The organism is Alcanivorax sp. NBRC 102024 (assembly GCF_001602235.1).
GTDB lineage: Bacteria > Pseudomonadota > Gammaproteobacteria > Pseudomonadales > Alcanivoracaceae > Alcanivorax.
In genome coordinates, this window is record NZ_BDAS01000002.1 from 409,250 (window position 1) to 432,195 (window position 22,946).

At 59.5% G+C, this 22,946-nt stretch carries 19 protein-coding genes; 12 read left to right on the forward strand and 7 right to left on the reverse strand.

Annotation, left to right across the window (positions count from 1 at the left end):
• Positions 1–42: 42 nt before the first annotated feature.
• From A0251_RS05610 to A0251_RS05620, 3 genes are read right to left on the reverse strand one after another with little or no spacing between them, the layout of a single operon-like run.
• Positions 43–1,623: a hypothetical protein gene (locus tag A0251_RS05610; protein ID WP_062815846.1), complete on the reverse strand. Its 1,581-nt coding sequence runs from the start codon at positions 1,621–1,623 to the stop codon at positions 43–45.
• Positions 1,624–1,644: 21 nt separating this feature from the next.
• Positions 1,645–4,095: a LamG domain-containing protein gene (locus A0251_RS05615; protein WP_062815847.1), complete on the reverse strand. Its 2,451-nt coding sequence runs from the start codon at positions 4,093–4,095 to the stop codon at positions 1,645–1,647.
• Between the two features lie 4 nt (positions 4,096–4,099).
• Positions 4,100–5,284 (reverse strand): hypothetical protein, encoded by a 1,185-nt coding sequence (locus tag A0251_RS05620; protein WP_062815848.1) that lies wholly within the window; start codon positions 5,282–5,284, stop codon positions 4,100–4,102.
• A gap of 203 nt (positions 5,285–5,487) precedes the next feature.
• On the opposite strand from A0251_RS05620, the gene A0251_RS05625 reads away from it, so the two are divergent.
• The 6 genes from A0251_RS05625 to A0251_RS05645 all read left to right on the forward strand — a co-directional run bounded on the left by A0251_RS05625 (position 5,488) and on the right by A0251_RS05645 (position 11,473).
• Positions 5,488–8,097: a hypothetical protein gene (locus A0251_RS05625; RefSeq protein ID WP_062815849.1), complete on the forward strand. Its 2,610-nt coding sequence runs from the start codon at positions 5,488–5,490 to the stop codon at positions 8,095–8,097.
• A 137-nt stretch (positions 8,098–8,234) separates the two neighbouring features.
• Positions 8,235–8,978 (forward strand): outer membrane beta-barrel protein, encoded by a 744-nt coding sequence (locus A0251_RS05630; RefSeq protein ID WP_103917496.1) that lies wholly within the window; start codon positions 8,235–8,237, stop codon positions 8,976–8,978.
• Between the two features lie 83 nt (positions 8,979–9,061).
• Entirely contained in the window at positions 9,062–9,610 is a 549-nt protein-coding gene (locus A0251_RS05635; RefSeq protein ID WP_231866032.1) for an outer membrane beta-barrel domain-containing protein, read from the forward strand.
• A 20-nt stretch (positions 9,611–9,630) separates the two neighbouring features.
• Positions 9,631–10,122 carry a TlpA disulfide reductase family protein gene (locus A0251_RS05640; RefSeq protein ID WP_062815851.1) on the forward strand — a complete coding sequence of 164 codons (492 nt, stop codon included), beginning with the start codon at positions 9,631–9,633 and terminating at the stop codon, positions 10,120–10,122.
• Positions 10,119–10,355 (forward strand): DUF4266 domain-containing protein, encoded by a 237-nt coding sequence (locus A0251_RS17145; RefSeq protein WP_082810776.1) that lies wholly within the window; start codon positions 10,119–10,121, stop codon positions 10,353–10,355. The genes A0251_RS05640 and A0251_RS17145 overlap by 4 nt, the downstream gene beginning before the upstream one ends.
• The gene (locus tag A0251_RS05645; protein ID WP_062815852.1) at positions 10,346–11,473 is read left to right on the forward strand and encodes a DUF3570 domain-containing protein; all 1,128 of its coding nucleotides are present in this window, start codon (positions 10,346–10,348) and stop codon (positions 11,471–11,473) included. The genes A0251_RS17145 and A0251_RS05645 overlap by 10 nt, the downstream gene beginning before the upstream one ends.
• 375 nt (positions 11,474–11,848) lie before the next feature.
• On the opposite strand, the gene A0251_RS05650 is transcribed toward A0251_RS05645, so the two are convergent.
• On the reverse strand, positions 11,849–12,943 hold the full coding sequence (locus tag A0251_RS05650) for a phospholipase A (protein WP_062815853.1): 1,095 nt from the start codon (positions 12,941–12,943) through the stop codon (positions 11,849–11,851).
• Positions 12,944–12,996: 53 nt separating this feature from the next.
• Positions 12,997–13,185 (reverse strand): Trm112 family protein, encoded by a 189-nt coding sequence (locus A0251_RS05655; RefSeq protein ID WP_062815854.1) that lies wholly within the window; start codon positions 13,183–13,185, stop codon positions 12,997–12,999.
• A gap of 268 nt (positions 13,186–13,453) precedes the next feature.
• Here A0251_RS05655 and A0251_RS05660 point away from each other — a divergent pair, with 268 nt between their 5' ends.
• The 4 genes from A0251_RS05660 to A0251_RS05675 all read left to right on the forward strand — a co-directional run bounded on the left by A0251_RS05660 (position 13,454) and on the right by A0251_RS05675 (position 19,293).
• Positions 13,454–15,250: an acyl-CoA dehydrogenase C-terminal domain-containing protein gene (locus tag A0251_RS05660; RefSeq protein WP_062815855.1), complete on the forward strand. Its 1,797-nt coding sequence runs from the start codon at positions 13,454–13,456 to the stop codon at positions 15,248–15,250.
• 132 nt (positions 15,251–15,382) lie between these two features.
• Positions 15,383–16,861, forward strand: coding sequence for a DUF945 family protein (locus tag A0251_RS05665; protein WP_062815856.1), 1,479 nt, complete (start codon positions 15,383–15,385; stop codon positions 16,859–16,861).
• A gap of 99 nt (positions 16,862–16,960) precedes the next feature.
• On the forward strand, positions 16,961–17,332 hold the full coding sequence (locus tag A0251_RS05670) for a YbaN family protein (RefSeq protein WP_062815857.1): 372 nt from the start codon (positions 16,961–16,963) through the stop codon (positions 17,330–17,332).
• 185 nt (positions 17,333–17,517) lie between these two features.
• Complete coding sequence (locus A0251_RS05675) at positions 17,518–19,293, forward strand: acyl-CoA dehydrogenase C-terminal domain-containing protein (RefSeq protein WP_062815858.1); 1,776 nt, start codon at positions 17,518–17,520, stop codon at positions 19,291–19,293.
• A 157-nt stretch (positions 19,294–19,450) separates the two neighbouring features.
• Here A0251_RS05675 and A0251_RS05680 read toward each other — a convergent pair whose 3' ends face one another.
• On the reverse strand, positions 19,451–20,086 hold the full coding sequence (locus A0251_RS05680) for an endonuclease (protein WP_062815859.1): 636 nt from the start codon (positions 20,084–20,086) through the stop codon (positions 19,451–19,453).
• A gap of 106 nt (positions 20,087–20,192) precedes the next feature.
• On the reverse strand, positions 20,193–20,804 hold the full coding sequence (locus A0251_RS05685) for a TetR/AcrR family transcriptional regulator (RefSeq protein WP_062815860.1): 612 nt from the start codon (positions 20,802–20,804) through the stop codon (positions 20,193–20,195).
• Positions 20,805–21,031: 227 nt separating this feature from the next.
• On the opposite strand from A0251_RS05685, the gene A0251_RS05690 reads away from it, so the two are divergent.
• Together A0251_RS05690 and A0251_RS05695 are read left to right on the forward strand one after the other, a co-directional pair.
• Positions 21,032–22,690, forward strand: a complete 1,659-nt coding sequence (locus A0251_RS05690; protein ID WP_062815861.1) for a multidrug ABC transporter permease/ATP-binding protein — start codon at positions 21,032–21,034, stop codon at positions 22,688–22,690.
• Positions 22,691–22,730: 40 nt separating this feature from the next.
• The gene (locus tag A0251_RS05695) at positions 22,731–22,931 is read left to right on the forward strand and encodes an MbtH family protein (protein WP_062815862.1); all 201 of its coding nucleotides are present in this window, start codon (positions 22,731–22,733) and stop codon (positions 22,929–22,931) included.
• Positions 22,932–22,946: the final 15 nt, after the last annotated feature.

The window sequence follows — 22,946 nt, forward strand, 5'->3', positions numbered from 1 at the left end:
GTGGATGTTGGCGCTTTGCCAGCAAAGCGCCAACGGTGACGGTCAGGTAATGGTACCACTGACGATGGGCTCGAAGGCGGTGAGCCGGTCCATGGAAGCGCTGTTGCCCAGACTGTGATTGGGGAACTTCTCCGAGAACAAGCCCTGCTCCCCATGAAGCGCCATGTAGTTAAGCCACACAGTCTCTGCCAGCAAGTTCACATTGTTGGCGGCCGGGGTGCCGGCGGTCTCCACCGAGGCATCCGGGCGCATCCAGCCCAACTGCTGATGCTGTTCGGCGGTGCCGCCTACGGTATTCAGGGTGGGACGTCCGTTGGGGTTGTAGACCAGGAAGAAAGATGCCGCGGTGGAAGAATTATCGCCGGCCCATTCGCCCTTGCCACGGCCATCCGCGGAATCATCAATGCGCCCGTTGCTGGCCACGGAGCCATCACTGAACACATAGATCATCAGTGGTACCCCTTTGCGACGAGCGTATTCCAGACAGGCGCCCATGCAGCGTCCGGCACGGCGGTCACGGATTTCGCCGGTACCCCGTTCGCCGGTGTGATAGTCAAAGCCGCCCATGCTGATACAGCCGGCACCGGCGTAACCGTTGACGACCAGTTTCATTACCGAAGCGGTTTTTTCAAATTCCCGATCGTTGAGTTCGGCGTCCGAGAAGATGCTGAGGATGTCCATGTCCTCACGGATATCCAGGGTGGAAGGATCACCGTAGCGGTCGGTGATATCGGCCGCTTCCACATAACCACAGCGCAGCAGGTTGCGCAGGTTGTCGCGGCGGTTGGCATCGGTCAGGCCGCTGTCGATACGGTCGATGCGCTTGTGGCTGATGCGGGCGATGGACTCCATCACCGACACCGCATCCGCCTGATCAAGCAGGCCGACCAGTTTGCCGGTGTCTACCAGGCCGGTCACATCCGAGCGGCGATCGATTTTGGTGGGGCGGGCCGAGGCAATGATGGAGCGGTCCGGCGCCATGGAGTTGCCGCCGGAAACCGAGCTGCGCGAACCAATCAGCGAAAGCAGTTCGCCGTCGGCGCCCGCGTTGAAGATACCGTACATGGGGTTGTGAGGATTGTTGGCGGTATCGTTTTCCGAGCGCGCCGGAATCACGCAACCATTCACGTTGCCGACGGCATTCTGTGCCTTGTCAAGGATGCCCAGCAGGAAAGGCGAATCGCTGTGAAAAGCCAGCCCAAGATCCGTGTTGATGGTGGTCGGATCATTGTTGGGTGCCATGTTGCCGGGCAGGCCCAGCTTGGAGTAACCAGCACTGCTGAGAAAATCCTGTTGTCCGCCCTGGCCCCCCACCAGCACGTTGGAGCCGGCGATGTTGGCGCCGCCAGCCAGATCGAAACAGATAAAGGGAATCTTGCCGGCGCCGGCGGCAGCGATACCGCAATCGGTTTTCATCCCTTCCAGGTCGCCGGACAGAGCGGCCATGGCCTCGCGGGGATTACTGAACAGCCCGAACAGGCCCACGCTGCCGAAGGCGGCCCCGGTGATCAGGCCTCGCCCCAGCATGTCCCGGCGGCTGACCGGCTTGCCATGTCCCAGGTTTAACAGCGGTGCATCCGGGTGCAGGGGCTGTCGACGTTTTCTGAAAAAGTTACGTTTCATGATTCTGTCCCCAAACAGGCTCTATTGCATCAGCATGGTGGCGCTGCCCAGCATGGCCGCACAGGCCGCCTTGGCGGCAGTGGCGGTGCGTTCCACGCAGTCGCTGCTGCACTGGGTCAGGTTGGTATCAAACAGCAGCTGTTCCAGTTCTCCTTCCACATCGGCGCGGGCCGGCTGGTCGGCCTGACCATTGCCGACCATGCGTTCGAATAGCGGTGAAATCACCCAGTCACGCCATTGCTGAGGGGTGATGGTGTTGGCGCCGGCGTTGTAGTTGAGCCCCACGAACAGAGGGGGAATGGCGGCATCATTGGTGCGTTCGGCCTCCACCAGCGCGTTGCAGTATTCGATGGCTAACTGGGCGACGCCCACCTGGTGAGCAGTGAGGAACGCCTCGATGTTTTCCTCGCTGGGCAGTTGGGTGCGCAGGCGCTGGTAAGTGTCGGGCACATCGCCGTAGCCTTCCGGGACCCGGGTAAGGGTGCTCATGGTGGCGTTGATTTCCGCAAAATTGCGGAGCCCGGCAAGAGGTTGCTCTCCGTATTCATTGGGTGTCAGCGGCAGGGGCTGTGGCTCGGTGTGAACATGGGTATGGCTGCCCAGTCGTTCGAAGGTCAGGAAGAATTCGTCATTGTCCTGACCCTGTTCCACCGGTAGCAGGGTGCCCAGGCGTGACAGGGTTTCCCCCTGTTCGCTGTAGCCGTCACCACCGATCTGCGTATCCAGGGTGGCGAAGGCTTGCGCCACGTCCGGCACCTGGCCGTTGATGCCCAGCCGCAGGCCGGCCAGGGGAACTTCATCACTGACAATGTCCTGTTCCAGGTTGATGAAGTAGGGGGCGGCGAACAGGTAGCTGAAGTTATCAAAGCGGGACACTTCAAACACCACATAGGCACCGGGTTGATCGATCAGGTGGCCAATATAGAACGGCAGGAAGTAACGCTCGCCCACGCCGGCGTCAAAGTTGGTGCGAATCTGTGCTTCGGTGAGGGCGCGGTTGTGGATGGCAGCAAAGCGGATCACGCCTTCCCAGGGCCGGTCACTGGAAGCTTCATTACCCAGCACCAGGGCAAAGGTGTCATCCCAGGTGTTGAGAAGGGCGGGGGTGACCGGGTCAGTGGCACCATTACGCACGCCATTGATGTAGATCTGCCGGCCGTTTACCGGATCAAAGGTCACTGCCACATGCTGCAAACTGGCCTGTAGCGGGTCATCGGCGGTGTCCAGTGCCGGTTCGCCGTTGCCGTCGGTGGCTTCGCCGATTCGCTGAAGTACCTGGTAGTTGCTGCCGCTTTGCGCCAGGGTCAGGTTGCGGGCGTCCGGGCCGGCGGAGTAGCTGATGATGTGCGCATCATCCTGGCCGGTGCTGGCGGGTACCAGCCAGGCTTCCAGTGTCAGCTCGCCGGTGGCACGGATCATGTCGCTGAGTTTCTTGCTGGTGGCCGTGCTGCCCTGGGCCTTGCCGTTGTTGAGGCGGATGCCCCAGCCGCCTTCCCAGGTCACGTCGCCGCTGAACTGGAGGTGAATGGCCGGGTCCACGCCGGAGCTGTCAAAGGCGGTCAGGCCTTCGCCGGTCTTGAATTCGTAGCGGGCGATGATGTTGCTTTCGTAGCGGCCGCCACCGGCTGCCAGGGTGCCGTCGTCCACATTCAGTGACTTGCTCAGCACCAGGTCGCTGTCCGGCGCGGTGGGGATGATGGCATCCGCCATGGCACGAATGGCATTTTCCATGGCCTGGGCATCACTGTCGCAGTCGTCGCTCCAGCAGTTGTGGCTGTCTTCGCCCAGGCGCTCGACCAGTCGGCTCAGCTCCGGGCTGTTCAGGTCTATTTTGCTGCGCGCGGCAATGTAGGCCTCGTTCACGTCATCCGCGGCCAGGTAGGGGCCCTGCGGAGTGTTGGCGTCACTCTGGTGGCAGTCGCTGCAATGGTCATCCAGAAGCGGGTAGACATGGGTCTGGAAGAGACTGGGATCCTGGGGGAAGTTCTTGCTGTTTCCCGGGTCCTTGATTGGCGGTTCTTCCAGTTCCGTGGTGCCGCCGCCCAGTCCCAGGCTTTCGCCTGCCCAGGCGCTGATCCAGGTGCTGATCTGGTCGGCACAGAACTGCGGGTCGGATTCCCAGCAGTTATGCCCACCGGCCACTTTCTGAACCATCTGCGAGGACGCAGGCTGGTTGAGGTTGATCAGCGGGTTTGCCGCTGAATAGGCCTGGTTGATATCGCCGGTCTGCAGGAAAGCCGGTTGCTGGTCACGGTGACAGGCGCCGCAACGCTGTTCACTGACCAGGTTATTCCAGATGTAGATCTTGAACGCGGAGACGTCGGCGTTGCGCGGCGCCGGGCCATCATAATTGACGTTGTTGTTGCCGCCACCATTGTTGCGATTCGGGGTGGTGTCGGAGCCGCTGCCGCTGCCGCCGCAGCCGCTGATCAGTGCGGCACAAAGTACGCTGACAAGTGGAAGATATCGCATCGCCTCAGTCCCCCATGCAGTAGGTGGCCGCATCGGCAAACAGCGTCTTCATGCGGTAGTTATCATTTTTGAACTGACTGGTCATGCTGGCCAGTTGGGCGGTGTCGTTCCCGTCTGCGGGCTTGCGCAGGCAGACGGCCTCAAACACTTTTTCTGCCTGGCAGGTAGCAAATACCTCGCTGTGGGCCAGCTCCCGCCCCAGGCTGGCGGCGCCACTGCCGCTGCCGTTCAGGTTCGGGTCCCAGCCCAGGTTGGCATTGGGGCCTTCACGCCAGTAATTGTCCCAGCTGTCGTCGGGGGTGATGTAGCCCCAGGGAAAGTTGTTGCTGTTGATCAGATATTTGCCTTGCACCCGGGTGCCGGTGTCCGGGTCGGCACTGGTGTTGTAGACCATGCGGCCACCATCCCCTTCCTGGGGGCCTTCCCAGTCGTAGTAGGCAAATCCCTGGGCCAGTGGGTCCATGCCACTGTGACAGCTGATGCAGTTGTTACGGAAAATTCGGCTGTCGCCGCCCGGGCTGCGGCTCACATCCTGGCGGATGCGGTCGGAGGGGCGGGTGGTGTCCTGGACCTGTTCCAGGTCTCGGCAGAGATGGTTCATCAGGGTAAAGCGCAGCATGGCCCGATTGGTGCCGGCATAGAAAAAGGCATTGGCAGCGGCACGGGTGGTCAATACACCGGCCACAGCCTGGGAGGGGGTGCCGTACTGGCTGGCCTGGCTGCTGGCAGAAAGCACCTCGGCCAGGTTGGCGTGCTGGCTCTCCAGGTTGCGGTAATGGGCATTGCTGTCCGCAGAGGCTGCCGGACTGACGTTGCCCACATAAAGCAGGTCATCGTAGAGAATGCGGCGAAAGTCCAGATCGTCGCGAATCGCGCCAATCACCGTGGCGGTGTAATCATTCAGGGGAGCGAACACATCCTGGGCTTCATTGGTCCAGGGTGTGGCGAATTGCTTGAGTGTGACGTTATAGAACGCCGGGTGCTCCATGGCCAATTCGGCGGCATCACGGGGGCCGCTGGAGGCATTGCCCTCGATCAGGTTCACCATGGTGTTCAATGTGGCGGCATCCGCCGGCACGCCGGCAAGACGGTTGTGTATGCGTTGCGCCTGGTCGCGACTGTTGGCCATGCCTGTTACAGGCAGGCTCAAAGCCAGCGCCACCAGAAAGATCCCCCGATAGCCTTTCATGGCTGTATCCTTTTTCTTTGTTACGGTGTCGGTTGGTTGCCATTGGTTGGCAGCCCAAAGCGACCGTTTAACAGATTTCCCGTTTCCCGCAGTTATTGTCCATGACATTCTGCATCAGGCTCTGTGAATTGGGGCCCAGAAAATCAAGATCGGATTCGCGATACTGACACAAACCAGAAAAAAACGGACGAACGGTGGAAATAATGAGGGTACCTGTCCTGCTGGGCTTGCTCATGGGGATGAGTGGCTGTGGTGGCATGGACGGGGGGGATCAGCAAAAAGACCCCACGGTAACCGATATCCCGGTGGCGTATGTGCAGCGAGATCTGCCCAGGGATGAAGACGGTGGCATCGTGATGGAGTCTCTGGAGGAGCCGGTTTCATTCCAGGCCGGTGCCAGGCTGATGGTGCGCGACAGCGCTTCCTCCCGTGCTGTGGCTCGCGATATCACCACGGCGATTCTGGGCGATGGCCATGATATTCGTGACCTCACTGTCAGCTACGACGGAAGCCGCCTGCTGTTTTCTGCCCGGGCGCCGGAGATTGAGGACGCGGATGAGGACGAACAACCGACCTGGAATCTCTGGGAGTACGACTTTCAATCAGGCGCGGCCCGGCGGCTGATCAGCAGCGACCTGCGTGCCGAAGAAGGGCAGGATCGCTATCCAGCCTATTTGCCGGATGGTCGCATCGTGTTTGCATCCACCCGTCAGCGCCAGGCCCGGGCCCGCTTGCTGGACGAGGGAAAACCCCAGTTCACCCCGTTGGAGGAGGGTCGCGATAACGCCGCCTTTGCCTTGCACGTAATGAGTGCCGATGGCGTTGAGATTGAGCAGATCACCTTCAACATGAGCCATGATGTGGCGCCACTGGTAGGGCGTGATGGCCGAATCCTGTTTCTGCGCTGGGACAACAAGGACAACGAAAATCGCTTTGATCTGTACCGGGTGAATCCGGATGGCAGTGGTTTGTCGCCGCTTTATGGCGCTGACAGTCATGACGCCGGCGATGATCGCACCCGGGAATTCCTGCCCCTGTCCCTGATGGGGGATGGGCGCCTGCTGACCGCCGCCCGTTTGCGTGAAGCCGGAGCCGGGCAAATGCAGCCGCTGGCCATCGATATCGATAACTTCGTCAATCGAGAGGGTCCGCTCCATGGGCGGGTGGCCAGTCAACCGGAGCAGGTCCTGCCCGGTCCGGCTGCCACCCTGGATGACACAGTGGCCGTGGAAGGCCGATTGGCGGATCTGGTGAGCATGGATGATGGTTCAGGCCGGTTTCTGATGGCCTGGTCTCCCTGTCGTTTGCTGGAGGGCGATACGCTGCGCCCCTGCACCGCGGATTACCTGGGTCAGGGGCTGCCGGAAGCGCCGCCGGCTTTCGGTCTGTGGATACTGGATCCCGCTGAGGGTACCCAGCGCCCTGTCGTCTCCCCCCGGGATAATCTCTGGGTGACCGAGCTGGCGGTGGCCACGCCGCGCAGCTTGCCGTCCCAGGCCCTGGATAGTGTCCGGGATGAGGCGCTTGCCGAGGAAAATCTGGCACGGCTGGATATCCGCAGTGTCTACGACATGGACAGCCGTTTCGTCACCTTCAACACGCCTGGCTTGCCGGGGATTGCCTCCCTGGAACAGTACCGGGATCCCTCCCTGGTGACGCCTTCACAACGGCGGGTTCGGTTCCTGCGTATTACCAAGGGGGTGCTGATTCCCGATGAGGATGTGCGGGATATCGCCGGTGCCCAATTCGGGCGGGCGGCGAATTTCGGCATGCGTGAGATCGTTGGCTATGTTCCCGTGGAGCCGGATGGCTCGGTGCGGGTGCAGGTCCCGGCGGATGCGCCGTTGGGTTTGCAGCTGGTGGATGCGGACGGCAAGTCGGTCTATAACCGGCATGGTGCCTGGATCAACGTACGGCCCGGAGAAACCCTGCAGTGCCAGGGGTGTCATGCCAACAATTCGCCGCTGCCCCATGGCCGTACCGATGGCATGGCGCCCTCCATCAATACCGGCGCGCCATCTACCGGTCAGCCGTTCCCGAACACTCGCACGGATGTGGTGGGCTTCGCCGATGCTGGCGAAACCATGGCACAGGCCCTGACCCGGCTCTACCCGGAACGGGAAATTCCCAGTATCGATATGCGTGATTTTGATGCCTGGAGCGACCCGGCACCGAGTGAAGACTGGCTGTTGGCCTATGCGGACCTGGAGACGCTGGCGCCGGCTACCGTGCAGTGTCAGCAGCAATGGCAAGCGGAATGCCGCATGGTGATTCACTACGAGGATCATATCCAGCCGCTTTGGGATTTGCCCCGCCAGGCGGATGTGGATGGCAATCTGCAGGACGTGACCTGTTCTTCCTGCCACAACCGTCGCGATGCCATGAATGCGCTGCAGGTACCCCCTGCCCAGCTGGAGCTCACCGGTGAAGCTTCAGCGGACCAGCCATTACAACCTACCAGTTACCGGGAATTACTGTTCAACGACAACGAGCAGATCCTGGAAGACGGGGCGTTGGTGGATCGCCTGGTGATCGTCACGGATGGGGAAGGCAATGTCGTTTACCAAACTGATGAAGACGGCGAGCTGATTCTGGATAACATGGGTAATCCGGTTCCGGTGACAGAAACAGTACCGGTAGCCTCGGTGATTCGTGCCGGGCAGGCGCGCAATTCGGCGGCATTCTTTGATACCTTTACCGGCGGGGGAATCCACGATGGCTGGTTGACGGCAGAAGAACTGCGATTGCTGGCAGAATGGATCGACCTGGGGGCGCAACTGTATAACGATCCGTTCAGGGTCCCCGAAAACTGAGAAGGCGATCTGTCGGCTTAGTTAGCCTGACAGGGGCCGATGACATCTTTTCCACTGGACCGATGGCATCTGAAGACAAGCCCGGGATTGTGACGCCGGGCTTATTGACTGTTTGATTGAAAGGGGAGACGCACCCGTTGCGCCTTGTAGTTGTCCTGTTATCCATGTTGGTGCTGTTCCCGGCCCAGGCGGTCTCATCCGAACCGGCGCCAGCCTTGCAAGTCAAGGTTGCCGAGCCCTATGTGGAGGTTCATACCGGGCCGGGCCGTGGCTATCCGGTATTCCATGTGGTGGAGCGCCATGCTCCGCTGACCCTGTTGTTTCAGCGCGCGGGCTGGATCAAGGTGGAAACACCGCGCGGACGCATTGGCTGGGTGCCCCGCAAGGCCCTGCTGAAAACCCTGGATGGCGCCGGTGAGACTCCGGAATTGCAACACCTGGGCTATGAGGACTTCACGGGGGGGCACTGGCAGGCATCGGTGCTGGCGGGGGAGCTGGACGGGGTGACCTCACTGGCCGTCGGAATGGGTTACCGGTTCACCGAAAACTTTACAGCAGAAGCCATGTTTACCCAGGCCAGCGGTAATTTTTCCAACAACAAGCTGCTTGAGTTGAACCTTCAGCATCAGCTTTTCCCGCGCTGGCGAGTCTCCCCCTACGTGATGCTGGGAACCGGCCGTGCCAGTATTGAACCCCGGGCCACTCTGGTGCGCCCGGAAAACCGTGACGAGACACTGGCCTTTGCCGGTGGCGGCCTGAAAGTCTATCTCGCCCGCGGCTTTGTATTACGGGGTGAATACCGGAGCTATGTGCTGTTCACCGAAGAAAACGACAACCGGAATCTGGAAGAATGGAAACTCGGTTTCTCCCTGCTGTTTTAACGTTGTGCCTGTTGCCTCTCACAGGGTATGGGCAAGAGACGAACCATCAACAAACCTCCATCCAGGATGCTGACCCGGGATCGGTGCTGGATCCTGAAATCGAACGCCGCCGTATCAAGGAAGCGGACATTGATACGGAAAATTTTGAGGCGGGTATCTACGCGGGCATTCTTTCCATCGAAGATTTCGGTGCCGAGCCGGTAGTCGGGGTGAGGCTGGATTACCACTTGTCCGAGGATGTGTTCTTCGAAGCGGTATTGGGCCGGGCGGAGGCAGGTGAAACCAGTTTCGAAACCCTCAATGCCGGGGTGCGACTGCTCAATGATGACGAGCGCGAGTTTACCTATTACCAGGCGTCGGTAGGCTACAACCTGCTGCCAGGCGAAGCCTTCCTGTCGGGGGGGCGTACCTTTAACAATGCCCTCTACTTGCTGGGCGGGGCGGGCATTACGGATTTTGCCGGCGATGAGCATTTCACTCTGGGTGTTGGTGTGGGGTATCGGCTGCTGGTCAATGACCTGATCGCCGTGCGTGTGGATATGAAAGATCACATCTTCAATCTGGATGTGCTGGGGGAAGACAAGACCACTCACAATCTTGAACTGACCGCCGGGGTCAGCCTGTTTTTCTGAAAAGGGTAGGGGGAGCAATAATGAAAAAAACACTGACAATGATACTGGGCGCGTTGGCTTTGCTGTTGGCAAGCAATGCGTACTCTGCGGAGGGGGAGCCCGCGCCGGACTTCACGCTGAAGACCCTTGATGGCACCAACCTGAAACTCAGTGAGCAGCGGGGCACTGTGATCTTGCTGAATTTCTGGGCTTCCTGGTGCGGACCCTGCCGGACGGAAATGCCTCTGCTGGACGCGCTCTATGAGGAATATCGGGATTACGGATTTACCGTGCTGGGTGTCAATCTGGATGAAAACCGTGACCAGGCAGATCGCCTTCTGGACAAGATTCCGGTGACCTTTCCGGTACTGTTTGATCCGCAAAACAGCACCAGTGAAACCTATGGCGTGGATGCCATGCCCACGACCGTACTGATTGATCGCAATGGCGTGGTTCGTCATCACCACCGGGGTTACAAGGATGGCTACATGGATAAATACGAAGAGCAGGTGAAGGCGCTGGTGCTGGAATGAAAACAGTGGGAACGATACGTATTGCCGGACTGATTCTGCTCCTGGCGTTTACCGCCAGCGGTTGCGCCGTCAGACCCTGGCTCAAGCCCTATGACCGCGCCAGACTGGCGGACCCGGTGATGAATGTATCGGCACACCCGATAGCGGAAAGCTACATGGGCCATGTGCATCAGGCCCGGGAAAGCATGCGTGGAGCGGAAGGTAGTGCGGGTGGAGGTTGCGGATGCAACTGATGCGTACGCTGTCGGTGGCCTTGCTGCTGGGGGCCAGTACCCTGCTGCAGGCCTCGGTGTTGCCTGAGGACCGGCTGGATGTGCTCTACCATCAGTACGAAGGGGGCGGCATGAAAATCAACGGCCCCTCCGTGCTGGTAAGAAAATCCTTTGCCGACAAGGTGGCAGTGCATGCCAACTATTATGTGGATGAGGTTTCCGCCGCCTCCATTGATGTGCTGGTCAGCGCCAGCCCCTACTCGGAAGAACGTACCGAAAAAAGCGTGGGCGTCGACTACCTGCATGGCAAGGCTATTTACTCGTTAAGCTACGCCAACAGCGAGGAAAATGATTTCGAGGCCAACTCGGTGCACTTTGACATGAGTCAGGATTTTTTCGGTGACCTGACGACGCTGAGCCTGGGGTACTCCAAAGGCTGGGATGAAGTCTTCCGCACCGGTGACAACAGCTTTGCGGAAGAGGCGGATCGACAGCATTTTCGTATCAACCTGTCACAAATCCTGACCCGGAACCTGATGGCCAGCCTGGGTCATGAGCTGATCACCGACGAAGGCTATCTGAACAATCCCTACCGTTCGGTGCGCTATCTGACCTCCGGCGGCAGCTACAGTTTTGAGCCGGAACGTTATCCGGAAACACGCACCAGTGAAGCCACCTCCCTGCGGCTGTCCTACTATCTACCCTGGCGAGCGGGCCTGCATGGGGAATACCGGATCTATGATGACTCCTGGGGCATTGATGCCAGTAGCTGGCAGGTCAAGCTGATACAACCCCTGGGTAGCAACTGGACACTGGAAGGACGTTATCGGGCCTACCAGCAGGGTGATGCGGATTTTTATGCCGACCTGTTTCCTTTCCAGAACGCGCAGAATTTTCTGGCCCGGGACAAGGAGCTTAGCGAGTTCAGTTCCACCGTTGTGGGGCTGGGCATCGGTTTCGAGTTCAGCAAGCCGAATTGGGAAACCATCGACCGGGCAGGGCTGAATCTGTGGGTCGATCGCTTCAGTTTCGATTACGACAACTACCGCGATATCCGTGTCGATACGACCCCGGGCACGGAACCCCTGTACAGCTTTGATGCCACCGTAACCCGGTTATTGTTTACGTTGTGGTATTGAGCTACGAGCTACACTCGATGGATAGGGAAAAAGCTGGAAAATTCCCCCGGGCCTCGGCATTTCTACGATGCCGCTGTAGGAACGGAGCGTAGCGGAGTAACGCACGTAGTGCAGTGCGGCCCGAAGGGTGCGCGAAGCGAATAACCTATGCTTGCTCCCCCGGGGATCTATGACATGCGAACCGCGCTCGCGCGGAAATCGACCGGAGGGCGATCAGGAATATTTGGGCTCGACAGGTCTTTCCAAACCCTCCCGATCCGGTATCCCCCCCAACCCTATTCACCATGCACGCATGACTCCAGCGGGATGAGTGCCTGGCAGGGAGGAAATCGCGCCGCCAGCGACGCTCCTGCAAAAAACTTCCGGGCCTGTGTGCTACAGCGAATCCGTCAGCAAAATGCCGAAGCTGAAACGGGTTTCGTAATCGTCGTAGTTGATCAGCGAATCGCCATAACCGCTGAATACCTGTACCAGTCCCTTGAAACGCTTGCTTAGCGGGAAGGAGTAGTTGATCCGCCCGGCCCCTTTGTTGTCCGAGCGCAGGTTGTTGCGCACCATCAGCTCAAGCACGTGGTTGCGGAAGGGGTAGGCCACTTCCAGTTCGAAATTGCCCATGAATTTTTCGATGTCCGGGTTGTCGTCGCCGGACGTGTCCAGTGGGTCATCTTTCTTCTCTTCGGGAATCCGGTACCAGGGTTTCACGGACCAGTAATAGTCACCGGTCTTGAAGATATAGTTCATGAATACCCGGTTCCAGCTCCGGGACACGGGGACATCCCGACCATTGGACTGGTGGTTGAAACCGGCCACCAGCAGCTCGGAGTCCAGCGGTCCAATCTGCCAGTCGACAGGCTTGGAAATGAAGATCTCCGGCTCGTAGTTGGTTTCCCGAAACGGTGCGGAGATCTCGCTGTTGTAAGCCTGCCAGAAGAAGGTGCCAGTGAAGGCCATCCACAGAGTGACATCATCGACGATGTTTTCCTTCAAGGGGGCCTTGAGCGATAGCTGGAATTTCACCTCGTTGGGTTGCAGATCCCGGTCATCCTTCTCCGGATCATTCCATTGCCGGTTGGACCAGTAGCTATAGGGCAGCAAGTAATTACGGCGGTGAGGGGTAATCACAAAGGGATTGCCGCGGGTGGTGTTCTCCAGCGCCAGGCGGGCGCGCAGGGCGTCCTCGTTGGTCCGTTCGCCGGGCAGCTCTTCACCGTTCTGGCACCAGCCTCGCAGCTCTTTCAGGGTAACCTGCTCATTGGCCGTCTGGGCACTGCGCAGCAGGCAGTCGTTCTCCTGCTGGGTTTGACTCATCTCCGCAGGGGGCGCATCGGGAACCGGCGTCTCTTTCTCCGGCGTTTGTGCCGTCTGCTCTTTTTCGCGTTCGGTTGCTTTCGGAGCGTCTTCGGCGAGGACAGGGGAGGCACAGATAGAGGCACTTACCAGTGTCAGGGCCAGCGCCAGAGATTTGCACATGGGGGGATCCTTTTGCGTTGCCGGGCGTTCTGTTTAGCTCATCCAGCTGCCTGTTACAGGTTGCTGACTTCCTCGTCGCTCATTGAGCGAGCCTGATCCTCCAACATGACAGGAATGCCATCGCGTACCGGGTAGGCCAGGCCACTGGCCTTGCACTTGAGTTCACCGGCCTTGTCGTCATAGATGAGCGGTGCCTTGCTGACCGGGCAAACCAGAATGTCGAGCAGGTTGGTATCAATCATTTTTACCGTCCTTTGCAGTGATTCCGGGAGTATACCCAATGTCCACCGCGGGGGAGAGAATCCTCCCGCAATCCCTCCCGGTTTTTGCAAAAAACCTGTTAAAACAGTTGCCTATACAGGCAAACGCAAGTTTCAAACGCTTGTTTGACTCACGGGTCACAAATAGGGGTAGAGGGGGGATTGAGGCCTGACCTAAGATTAGCGTCCCAAATAGCTGGCGAGCCCACGGCCCGCCTCATTTTCACCGATCATTTTAGGGAGATTTGAGATGCCGGATTACAAGGCTCCCCTGCGCGATATGCGCTTTGTGCTGAATGAAGTCCTGGACATCGATGGCCATTACCAGGGCCTCGGTCTGGAAGAGGTCAACAGCGAACTGCTGAACGCCTTCCTGGAAGAGGGCGCCAAGTTTGCCGAGAACGAGCTGGCTCCCCTGAACCGTTCCGGTGATGAGGAAGGCTGTGGTTTCGACAACGGTGTGGTGACTACGCCGAAAGGCTTCAAGGAAGCCTACGCCAAGTACGTGGAAGGCGGCTGGCCGGCCATGGGCGGCGACCCGGAATTCGGCGGCCAGGGCCTGCCCGGTTCCGCCGGTATCGCCATCAGCGAAATGACCGGTACCGCCAACTGGTCCTGGAGCATGTACCCGGGTCTGTCCCACGGTGCCGTAGCGACCATCGAAGAGCACGGTACCGACGAGCAGAAACAGGCCTACCTGCCGAAACTGACCAGCGGTGAGTGGACGGGCACCATGTGTCTGACCGAGCCCCATTGTGGTTCCGACCTGGGCATCCTGAAGACCAAGGCCGAGCCCAACGCGGACGGCTCCTTCAATATTACCGGTACCAAGATTTTTATTTCCGCCGGTGAGCACGACATGGCCGAGAACATCGTCCATATCGTACTGGCCCGTCTGCCTGACGCGCCCAAGGGCACCAAGGGTATCTCCCTGTTCATCGTGCCCAAGTTCATGACCGACGGTAACGGCGGCGTTGGCGAGCGCAACACCGTGACCTGTGGTTCCATCGAACACAAGATGGGCATCAAGGCCTCCGCCACCTGTGTGATGAACTTTGACGGTGCAAAAGGCTACCTGATCGGCCCGGAGAACAAGGGTCTGAACTGCATGTTCACCTTCATGAACTTCGCTCGTCTGGGTACCGCTATCCAGGGTGTGGCTCACGCCGAGTTGGGTTTCCAGGGTGGTCTGACCTACGCCAAGGACCGTCTGGCCATGCGCAGCCTGTCCGGCCCGAAAAACCCGGAAGGCCCGGCAGATCCGATTATCGTTCACCCGGACGTGCGTCGCATGCTGCTCACCTCCAAGGCGTTCGCCGAGGGTGGTCGTGCTCTGGTTTACCTGTGTGCCCAGCTGGGCGACAAGGTGAAGCTGGAGAAAGACGAAGCCGCCCGTAAGGAAGCGGATGAACTGATGGCGCTGCTGACCCCGATCGCCAAGGCGTTCGTGACCGAAGCGGGTCTGGAAGCGGCCAACCACGGTGTGCAGATCTACGGTGGTCACGGCTTTATCCGTGAGTGGGGCATGGAGCAAAACGTGCGTGATGCCCGTATCTCCACCCTTTACGAAGGCACCACCGGTATCCAGGCGCTGGATCTGCTGGGCCGTAAGGTGATGATGACCCAGGGGCAGGCCCTGCGTAACTTCACCAAGATCGTACACAAGTTCTGCGAGAGCAATGCCGACAATGCCGACCTGAAGGAACTGCTGGAGCCCCTGGCCGGCTACAACAAGGAATGGGGCGAGCTGACCCAGGCCATTGGCATGCAGGCCATGCAGAACCCGGATTATGTTGGTGCCGCGTCCGTGGACTACCTGATGTACTCCGGCTACGTGACCCTGGCGTACCTGTGGGCGCGCATGGCAGCCGTGGCGCACGCCGCACTGGAATCCGGTGCCGGTGACGAGGACTTCTACAAGGCCAAGATCAGCACGGCCAAGTTCTACTTCAAGCGCATCCTGCCGAGAGCGGCGGGTCACAAGGGCTCCATCGAAGGCGGCCTGGACTGCCTGATGGAACTGGACGCGGAACACTTCGCGTTCTGATCCGGCGTTGATGCCAGTAAAAAAACCCGCCCTCATCCGGCGGGTTTTTTTTTGACGGTAGGAGCGGACACCATGACGGGCATTTTTCGCTATAGTGTCGGCACAAAAATATGACAGGGATGGGGGATATCCATGAAGAAGTTGATAGCACTGGTTCTGGTGCTGGTTGTGGCGTGGCTGGGGGCCACGTTCTATGTGGGCATGCGTGCGGAGACACTGTTTCGCGAGGAGGTCGCAGGCCTGGAAGTGATTCCGGGGCAGCGGGATATCATCGTTGATGTGTTCAGTTATGAGCGCGGGCTATTCCGCGCCAGGGCGGTGACTTGCCTGATCATTCAGGGTGAGATGGCGTCAACGGCCAACCTGGGTGCCATGTCGGGAAAAATCTGTTCTCTCAGCACGATTCACCACGGCCCCTTCGCCTGGACCGATGACGGTCTGTTTGTGGGCATTGCCGCCAGCGAGGAAGTGCTGGATTTGAGCGAGTTGCCTGCGGAAATGACGGCCATGGTGAGCGAGATTTTCCAGGGCAAGCCCCCGGTGACGGGTTATAGCCGCTATGGCTTTGACGGCAGCCTGACCATGAAAGTGGCGGTGGCGCCGGTAAACCTGGATTCGCCCATGGGTAAGGTGGTCCTTGAAGAGCTGCAGCTGGACGTGTTGCGGCCGACGGCGGGGGACTACCCGGTCAATGCCTACCTGTCACTGCAGGGGCTGGATGTGTCGTCACCGAAAATGGGGTTTGCAGTGGATTCGCTGACCGGGTCGGTGGATGTGATTGCCATGTTGGGCGGAGAATTGCCGCTGGCAAATATCAATTTTACCGGCAAGCAGCTGCGCTGGTCCCAGGGTCAGCAGCCAATGCTGGCGTTTGATCTGACCCTGCAGGGCACCACCAAGGACCACGGTGACACCCTGAGTGGCGACAGTCGACTGTGGCTGGACCAGGTGGCCGGTCCCATGGTGCCGCTGCCCATGGACAGCGCCTATCTGGGCATGGAGTATGCCGGCCTGGACAAGCAGGCCCTGGTCAGGGTGCATGCCCTCAATCGGGAAATGGATGAAATCCAGACCCGGGCCCTGATGGGCGCCCTGTCCGGAAACGGAGAGCAGGCTGACATGGAGCAGCAGATGATGCGTATGCAGAGTCTGCTGGAGGAGATGACGCAGGTAGCCGCTGAGCAACTGCTGCGCCCCGGGGACAGTGAACTGGCATTGCAGATGCTGGTGGATGACCAGGGGGAGCGGCAGCTCACCCTGGACAGCAAGGCCCGTTACCTGGGGGTCGAGGGTGGCAACCTGCCCACCCTGGAACTGATGGCCCTGAGTGAAGAGCAGTTCCAGCAGATGCTGGATATTCAGGTGCACTTGGACATGCACCAGGGGCTGGTGCCGCCGCCCTATGCCGACCGCCTGGTGGCCCTTGCCGAGCAGGGCGTTGTGGAGCGACAAGGTGAGCGCTGGCGTAGTGTGATCAATGTCGGTAACGGGGTCCTGAGTCTCAACGGTCAGCCCGTGAGCCGGACCCAACTGCAGGCACGGGTGCAGGCCATCTCCGCTCCTGACAGTGACCCGCAGGCCGAGGAAACCGAGACCCTTCAGGTCGATTGACCCGCAAAACCCGCCGTCTGGCGGGTTTTTTATTCCCCGTAAAATCGGGCATGCTGTAATTATTCTCTCGCGGGTCCATTGCCTTCTAGGAGGGGAGACATGGGGACAGTCAGAGTGCTGTGCTGGCGCTCACTAGCGATGCTGTTTGTGCTACTGGGAATGATCGGTGTGGTCGTTCCAGGCATGCCCACCGTGGTCTTCCTGCTGCTGGCGGCATGGGCCGGGAGTCACGGCTGGCCACAGCTTGAGCGCTGGCTGTTACAGCATCCCCGTCACGGGGGGCATATCCGTCAATGGCGCGAACACGGTGCCATTCCCCGCCGCGCGAAGTGTGCAGCGTCCACCATGATGCTCATCAGCATTGCGCTGATCAGTCTGTCATCGGCGCCTGATTACGTGAAAATCGGCGTGCCACTGCTGCTTTGCGGGGTGTTGCTGTGGATGTGGCGCCGGCCGGAGCCGATTGAATAGGCCAGGGGTATCGCCGATACCGAACGACGCTGTCCGATGCTCGCAAACCGTGTCTTCTCCCTCTTCCTTCCACTCGCTGCGTGATTGAAGCGTGAGGCCATGAACGGCGGGTCACAAATAACCCTGTTACCCGGCGCCCTGGCTGCCTAAAATTTGCGCCCTGCCAACTTTCAGGAGATGTGCAAATGGCGACCTATAAAGCGCCCCTCGAGGACATGCGTTTTGTTCTCAACGATGTGTTCAAAGCGGATCAGCTGTGGGCTTCCATGCCTGCCACCGCCGAGGTAACCCGCGACCTGTCCGACGCCATTCTGGAAGAAGCGGGCAAGATGACCGAAGGCCTGTTGTTTCCGTTGAACCGCAATGGTGATGAGCAGGGTTGTACCTGGAATGACGGGGATGTGACCACCCCGGACGGGTTCAAGGACGCGTTCAAAACCTTTGCCGAAAATGGCTGGAGTGCGTTCTCCGGTAATCCGGAATTCGGTGGCCAGGGCATGCCCAAATCCCTGGCGGTGCTGTTCGAGGAAATGATGCACAGCGCCTGCTCGTCTTTCGCCCTGTATCCCGCGCTGACCAGCGGTGCCTGCCTGGCCATCGACGCCCACGCCAGCCAGGAACTGAAAGAGCAGTATCTGCCCAAGCTGTACAGCGGTGAGTGGAGCGGCACCATGTGCCTCACCGAGCCGCATTCCGGCACGGACCTGGGGATCCTGCGTACCAAGGCTGAGCCCAACGACGACGGTTCCTTCAACATCACCGGTACCAAGATCTTCATCACCGGTGGTGAGCACGACATGACCAGCAATCATGTTCACCTGGTGCTGGCGAAACTGCCGGATGCCCCGGCCGGTTCCAAGGGTATTTCCCTGTTCCTGGTGCCCAAGTTCCTGCCCGACGCGGACAACAACGCGGGCGAGCGTAATGGCGCTACTTGTGGCTCCATTGAGCACAAGATGGGCATCAAGGGCTCCGCTACCTGTGTCATGAACTTCGACAGCGCCAAGGGCTGGATCATTGGCGAGCCCAATCAGGGGCTGGCGTGCATGTTCACCATGATGAACTACGAGCGTCTGTCCATCGGCCTGCAGGGTCTGGGCCTGGGTGAAGTGAGCTATCAGAGCGCCGTGGAGTACGCCCGCGAGCGCCTGCAGGGCCGCAGCGCCACCGGCGCAAAAAATCCCAACGGTCCGGCGGACCCGATCATCGTTCACGGTGACGTACGGCGCATGCTGATGAACATGCGTGCCATCAATGAGGGTGGCCGTGCCCTGGCTGCCTACGTGGGCATGCAGTTGGATACCGCCAAGTTCAGCGACGATGCGGACGCCAAGAAAAAGGCGGAAGACCGGGTTGCGCTGCTGACTCCGGTAGCCAAGGCTTTCTTCACCGATCGCGGTCTGGATACCACCATCACCGGTCAGCAGGTTTTCGGTGGCCACGGTTATATCCGTGAGTGGGGCATGGAGCAGTTCGTGCGCGACTGCCGTATTTCCCAGATCTACGAAGGCACCAACGGCATCCAGGCGCTGGACCTGGCGGGCCGGAAAGTGGCCCGTAATGGCGGCAAATCCGTGGAAGCCTTCCTGGCGGATGCCCAGGCCTGGGTTGAAGAAAACAGCGGTAACGGCCAGCTGGCTGCGATCAGCAACGAGCTGCAGGCGGCACTGACCCTGCTCAAGGACGCCACCGACGAGCTGCTGTCCCAGGCGGCTAACAACCCGGACGCGATCAGCGCTGCCGCTGTGGAGTATCTGGACCTGTTCGGTTACGTGCTCTACGCCTGGCTGTGGGCACAGATGCTGGCGGCCACCGACGGTCGGGATGATGACTTCGCCAAGGCCAAGCGTATTACGTGCCAGTACTACTTCCAGCGCATCCTGCCCAAGGCCCAATCCCTGTTCGCCCAGATCAAGAGTGGCGCGGATACCATGATGGGTCTGGACGGCGAGTTGTTCTGAGTGAAAAGTTGAAAGTGCAACGTTAAAACGCGGGAGAGGTTATCCCGCATTGAAAACCAAGAGGCCGCGCCCAGTACCTGGGCGCGGCCTCTTGCGTTTAGTGAAACCAGTGCGTTTTTCCGCGGTTCAACTTTACACCGTTGACGTTCAACGGCCTCTACGGAAACTGCATATTCAATGGAGAGCTTGCTTCCAGTGATTCGGCCCGGTTCGGTTCATCGATAAAGGGGTTGCGGTTGCCCTGCACCTGTTCGATCACGTTGTTGCGGCGACGTTCCTCGTCATCCACCGGGTCATCCCGATTCCAGCGCTGGTACATTTCCAGCGTTCCCAGCAAGGGGATGTCGTAGCGGTCGTACAGATAGAGCATGGCCCTGGCCACATCGCCCTTGGCGGACCGGGGTGGCTCGAAAACCTGAAAGGCCTGTTTATAGCCGCATTGGGAGTCGGTTGCTGTGGTGGCAGGCAGATCACCCAGCAGGGTACGGCGCCGGTCCAGTTCGGCGCGGCGGGTTACCGGGAACAGGCTGTGGCGATCCCGTGTTGCATTGGCGAACTGCTGGTTGCTCTGGCAAAGGCGGCTGGTGCGACAGCCAAAGTGTTGAGCCAGTCGGCGTTCATCATAGATATGTTCAACAGAGACCCGATCCCCGGGCTGAAACGCTTCCTGGCAATAAAGCGTCTTGCCGCCATTGGCATACACCTGTTGCAGGAATTGTTGTTCAGGTGAATCGCCATAGCTGGTGGCTACTGGCAAGAAAAATGCCAATAGGACCAGTGAAAACTTGTTCATATTGTGAGTCCCGTCACATGTCTTCTCTTGCCATCTTAGCCCCCAAAGGCAGAGTGACAGCTAACTACAATGTATACCGGGGAGATGGAAGGTGCCAATGGTCGGACTAGCGGTTGTCTAACAAGAGCGCCACGCAATCGCCAATATGTGCGTCAATCGCACTGTCTGGCGGCATTCGCTCCGGGGATAAAAGCGCGCACAGCTGGAACTCGGCTTTCACCATACCCAGGAACTGACGGGCAGTGTGCGGGGTGGGCAGTGAGGCAGGTAATTGCCCCTGTCGTTGCAGGTGATCCAGATATTTCTCCAGCTCATTGAGCAACAACGCCGGGCCCGCCAGATACGCGCTGCGAGCCAGTTCCGGAAAGGCCGGTGCCTGGGTGATCAACAGTCGGTACAACTCCAGGTTGACCGGTTCCAGCAACGCAAACACGAAGTTGCGGGCAAGCACGGTCAGCCCTTCCCGCGCCGGCATCCCGGTGACATCGATGGCGCGAACGTCCTCAACCAGCTTGTCGGTGTGATAGCGAATCACCGCACTGAACAGCCCCTGTTTGTCACCAAAATAGTCATAGAGGCTGCGCCTGGAGCCACCGGCCCGGGCAATGATCATGTTCAGAGTCGTGCCTTCGTAGCCATGCTGCAGGAACGTTTCCGTGGCGGCTTCGAGAATGGCTTGCTGACGCTTCTGGCCGCGCTGGCTAAGGGGTTGTTGCATGAAAGGGCCGACAAGTGAACAGGAAAAAAGGGTCCGGGCACCGGGTTTCGGCAAACGGGTCACCCTATTGTGCCCTGCGGGAGCAGGCAGGTCAGCAGTGGGTACCGGTATGTCCATGATAGCCGTCACATCCGGGCAAAGGGTCATCATTTTATGGTTGATATATAAATAAGAATCAATATCATTGCGATTCGTTTTTGTATCAGCCATGGAGGCGGACCACTGTCATGACCTTGCCGGATTTGCTGTTTTCCGGTCGCAAAGCAACCTTTGTGGCTGTCGTTGTGCTCAGTGTGCTCAGTGCCTTGCTGAGTGTGGCCGTGCTGGCATTCATCAGTCAGCGATTACTGGCCGGAGGGGCGGAGCTGGGCATGGTGTTGATGCAGTTTACCCTGCTGCTGCTGGCGTTGTTGGCCACTGCCACCGGTGCCCAGGTCACCCTCCACCGGCTGGGGCATCGCATGGTCTATGGCCTGCGGCGCGATCTGGTGCGCCGTGTGTTGGCCACGGATATTGAGCAACTGGAAAAGGTGGGGGGGCCGCCTCTGCTGGCGGCACTCAGTACCGATACCCGTAATCTCACTATCGCTTTTGTGCATCTGCCCGAGCTGGTTTACGGCGCCGCGCTCAGTGTGGCGGCTCTGAGCTGGCTGGCCTGGCTGTCGCCGGCCCTGTTTGCCGTCACCGTGGTATGGCTGGTGGCGACCGCAGGGATGGGCATCTGGCTGGTGGGGCGGATCAACTTTCATGTGGGCAAGGTACGGGAGGGTGATGATCACCTGTACCAGGATTACCAGGCCATGATTGACGGGCGCAAGGAGCTGGCCCTGAACCGCGCCCGGGCGGCGCGTTTCTACCAGGAAGAGTTTGACGATCACGCCCGTGCCTACCGTGACCACGTCACCCGCGCGGATATTTTCAATGGCGTGGCCGGCAATATGGCCAATGTGCTGATGCTGGCCCTGATCGGCGTGCTGTTCTATCTGTCGTCCGGGCTGGGCTGGGCCAGCGCCAATACCGCTTCGGTTTTTGCGCTCACCATTCTGCTGCTGCGCACCCCCCTGATTGGCGCTGTGGCCGCATTGCCCACCCTGCTGGCGGCGCGAGTGTCCCTGAAAAAGCTTGCCGGGTTGCAGTTGGCAGAAGGGAATACCGACTTTGCGCCGAAGGGGGAGTCACTGGCCGGCTTCAAGCAGTTGTCACTGAAGGGTGCCTGCTACCGTTATCCGGATCAGGATGGTGTGGCCGGGTTTGAGGTCGGTCCGCTGGACCTGACCGTAAAGCGGGGTGAGCTGATTTTTGTCCAGGGGGGCAACGGCAGTGGCAAGAGCACCTTTGCGCGGCTGCTGACCGGTCTCTATCGCCCCCTGCAGGGTGCCTTGAGCGTGGATGGCCAGCCCATTACCGAAGACAACCGGGTCGCTTATCGACAGCTTTTTTCCTCGGTCTTTACTGACTTCTACCTGTTCAATCGCCTGTTGCAGGGTGACGGCGCCGAGGTGCGCGTCGACGAGGTGGACGACTGGCTGAAGACCCTGGGTATGCAGCACAAGGTGCGCCAGGCGGATGGGCGGCTCAGTGACATCCGGTTCTCCCAGGGGCAGCGCAAGCGGCTGGCGTTGCTGATGGCGGTCATGGAGCAGCGCGACTGTCTGTTACTGGATGAATGGGCGGCGGATCAGGACCCGCAGTTCCGGCAGTTTTTCTACCACGCGTTATTGCCGCGTCTGCAGGCACAGGGCAAAACCATTATTGCCATCACCCACGACGATCATTACTTCGACCGGGCGGATCGGCTGTTGAAAATGGACGCCGGCCAGCTCATCGAGCTGGACGGTCAGTCCGCCAGACACAGCGTGCACGCCCTCCGTGAAGCCGGGGCCTGACTCCCGGCGCAACGGATCATGCCGACAAGGCGAGGAAACCATGAGTATTGATAACCCCGATACCGAATTTCACGTGGTCATTAACGACCAGGAACAGTACAGCATCTGGCCTACCTACCGTCCCGTTCCTGCTGGCTGGCAGCCCGTGGGGATCAGTGGCAACAAGGCTCACTGCCTGGAGCATATCAACCAGGTATGGACTGACCAGCGACCCAGGCGTCTGCGCGACGCTCAGGCCTGATTCTCTGTCACGCAA

Bases quoted from the DNA above. Each gene is read 5' to 3' on its own strand.
- A0251_RS05610 (WP_062815846.1), bottom strand. From the start codon at position 1,623: ATGAAACGTAACTTTTTCAGAAAACGTCGACAGCCCCTGCACCCGGAT.
- A0251_RS05615 (WP_062815847.1), bottom strand. From the start codon at position 4,095: ATGCGATATCTTCCACTTGTCAGCGTACTTTGTGCCGCACTGATCAGC.
- A0251_RS05620 (WP_062815848.1), bottom strand. From the start codon at position 5,284: ATGAAAGGCTATCGGGGGATCTTTCTGGTGGCGCTGGCTTTGAGCCTG.
- A0251_RS05625 (WP_062815849.1), top strand. From the start codon at position 5,488: ATGAGGGTACCTGTCCTGCTGGGCTTGCTCATGGGGATGAGTGGCTGT.
- A0251_RS05640 (WP_062815851.1), top strand. From the start codon at position 9,631: ATGAAAAAAACACTGACAATGATACTGGGCGCGTTGGCTTTGCTGTTG.
- A0251_RS17145 (WP_082810776.1), top strand. From the start codon at position 10,119: ATGAAAACAGTGGGAACGATACGTATTGCCGGACTGATTCTGCTCCTG.
- A0251_RS05645 (WP_062815852.1), top strand. From the start codon at position 10,346: ATGCAACTGATGCGTACGCTGTCGGTGGCCTTGCTGCTGGGGGCCAGT.
- A0251_RS05650 (WP_062815853.1), bottom strand. From the start codon at position 12,943: ATGTGCAAATCTCTGGCGCTGGCCCTGACACTGGTAAGTGCCTCTATC.
- A0251_RS05655 (WP_062815854.1), bottom strand. From the start codon at position 13,185: ATGATTGATACCAACCTGCTCGACATTCTGGTTTGCCCGGTCAGCAAG.
- A0251_RS05660 (WP_062815855.1), top strand. From the start codon at position 13,454: ATGCCGGATTACAAGGCTCCCCTGCGCGATATGCGCTTTGTGCTGAAT.
- A0251_RS05665 (WP_062815856.1), top strand. From the start codon at position 15,383: ATGAAGAAGTTGATAGCACTGGTTCTGGTGCTGGTTGTGGCGTGGCTG.
- A0251_RS05670 (WP_062815857.1), top strand. From the start codon at position 16,961: ATGGGGACAGTCAGAGTGCTGTGCTGGCGCTCACTAGCGATGCTGTTT.
- A0251_RS05675 (WP_062815858.1), top strand. From the start codon at position 17,518: ATGGCGACCTATAAAGCGCCCCTCGAGGACATGCGTTTTGTTCTCAAC.
- A0251_RS05680 (WP_062815859.1), bottom strand. From the start codon at position 20,086: ATGAACAAGTTTTCACTGGTCCTATTGGCATTTTTCTTGCCAGTAGCC.
- A0251_RS05685 (WP_062815860.1), bottom strand. From the start codon at position 20,804: ATGCAACAACCCCTTAGCCAGCGCGGCCAGAAGCGTCAGCAAGCCATT.
- A0251_RS05690 (WP_062815861.1), top strand. From the start codon at position 21,032: ATGACCTTGCCGGATTTGCTGTTTTCCGGTCGCAAAGCAACCTTTGTG.
- A0251_RS05695 (WP_062815862.1), top strand. From the start codon at position 22,731: ATGAGTATTGATAACCCCGATACCGAATTTCACGTGGTCATTAACGAC.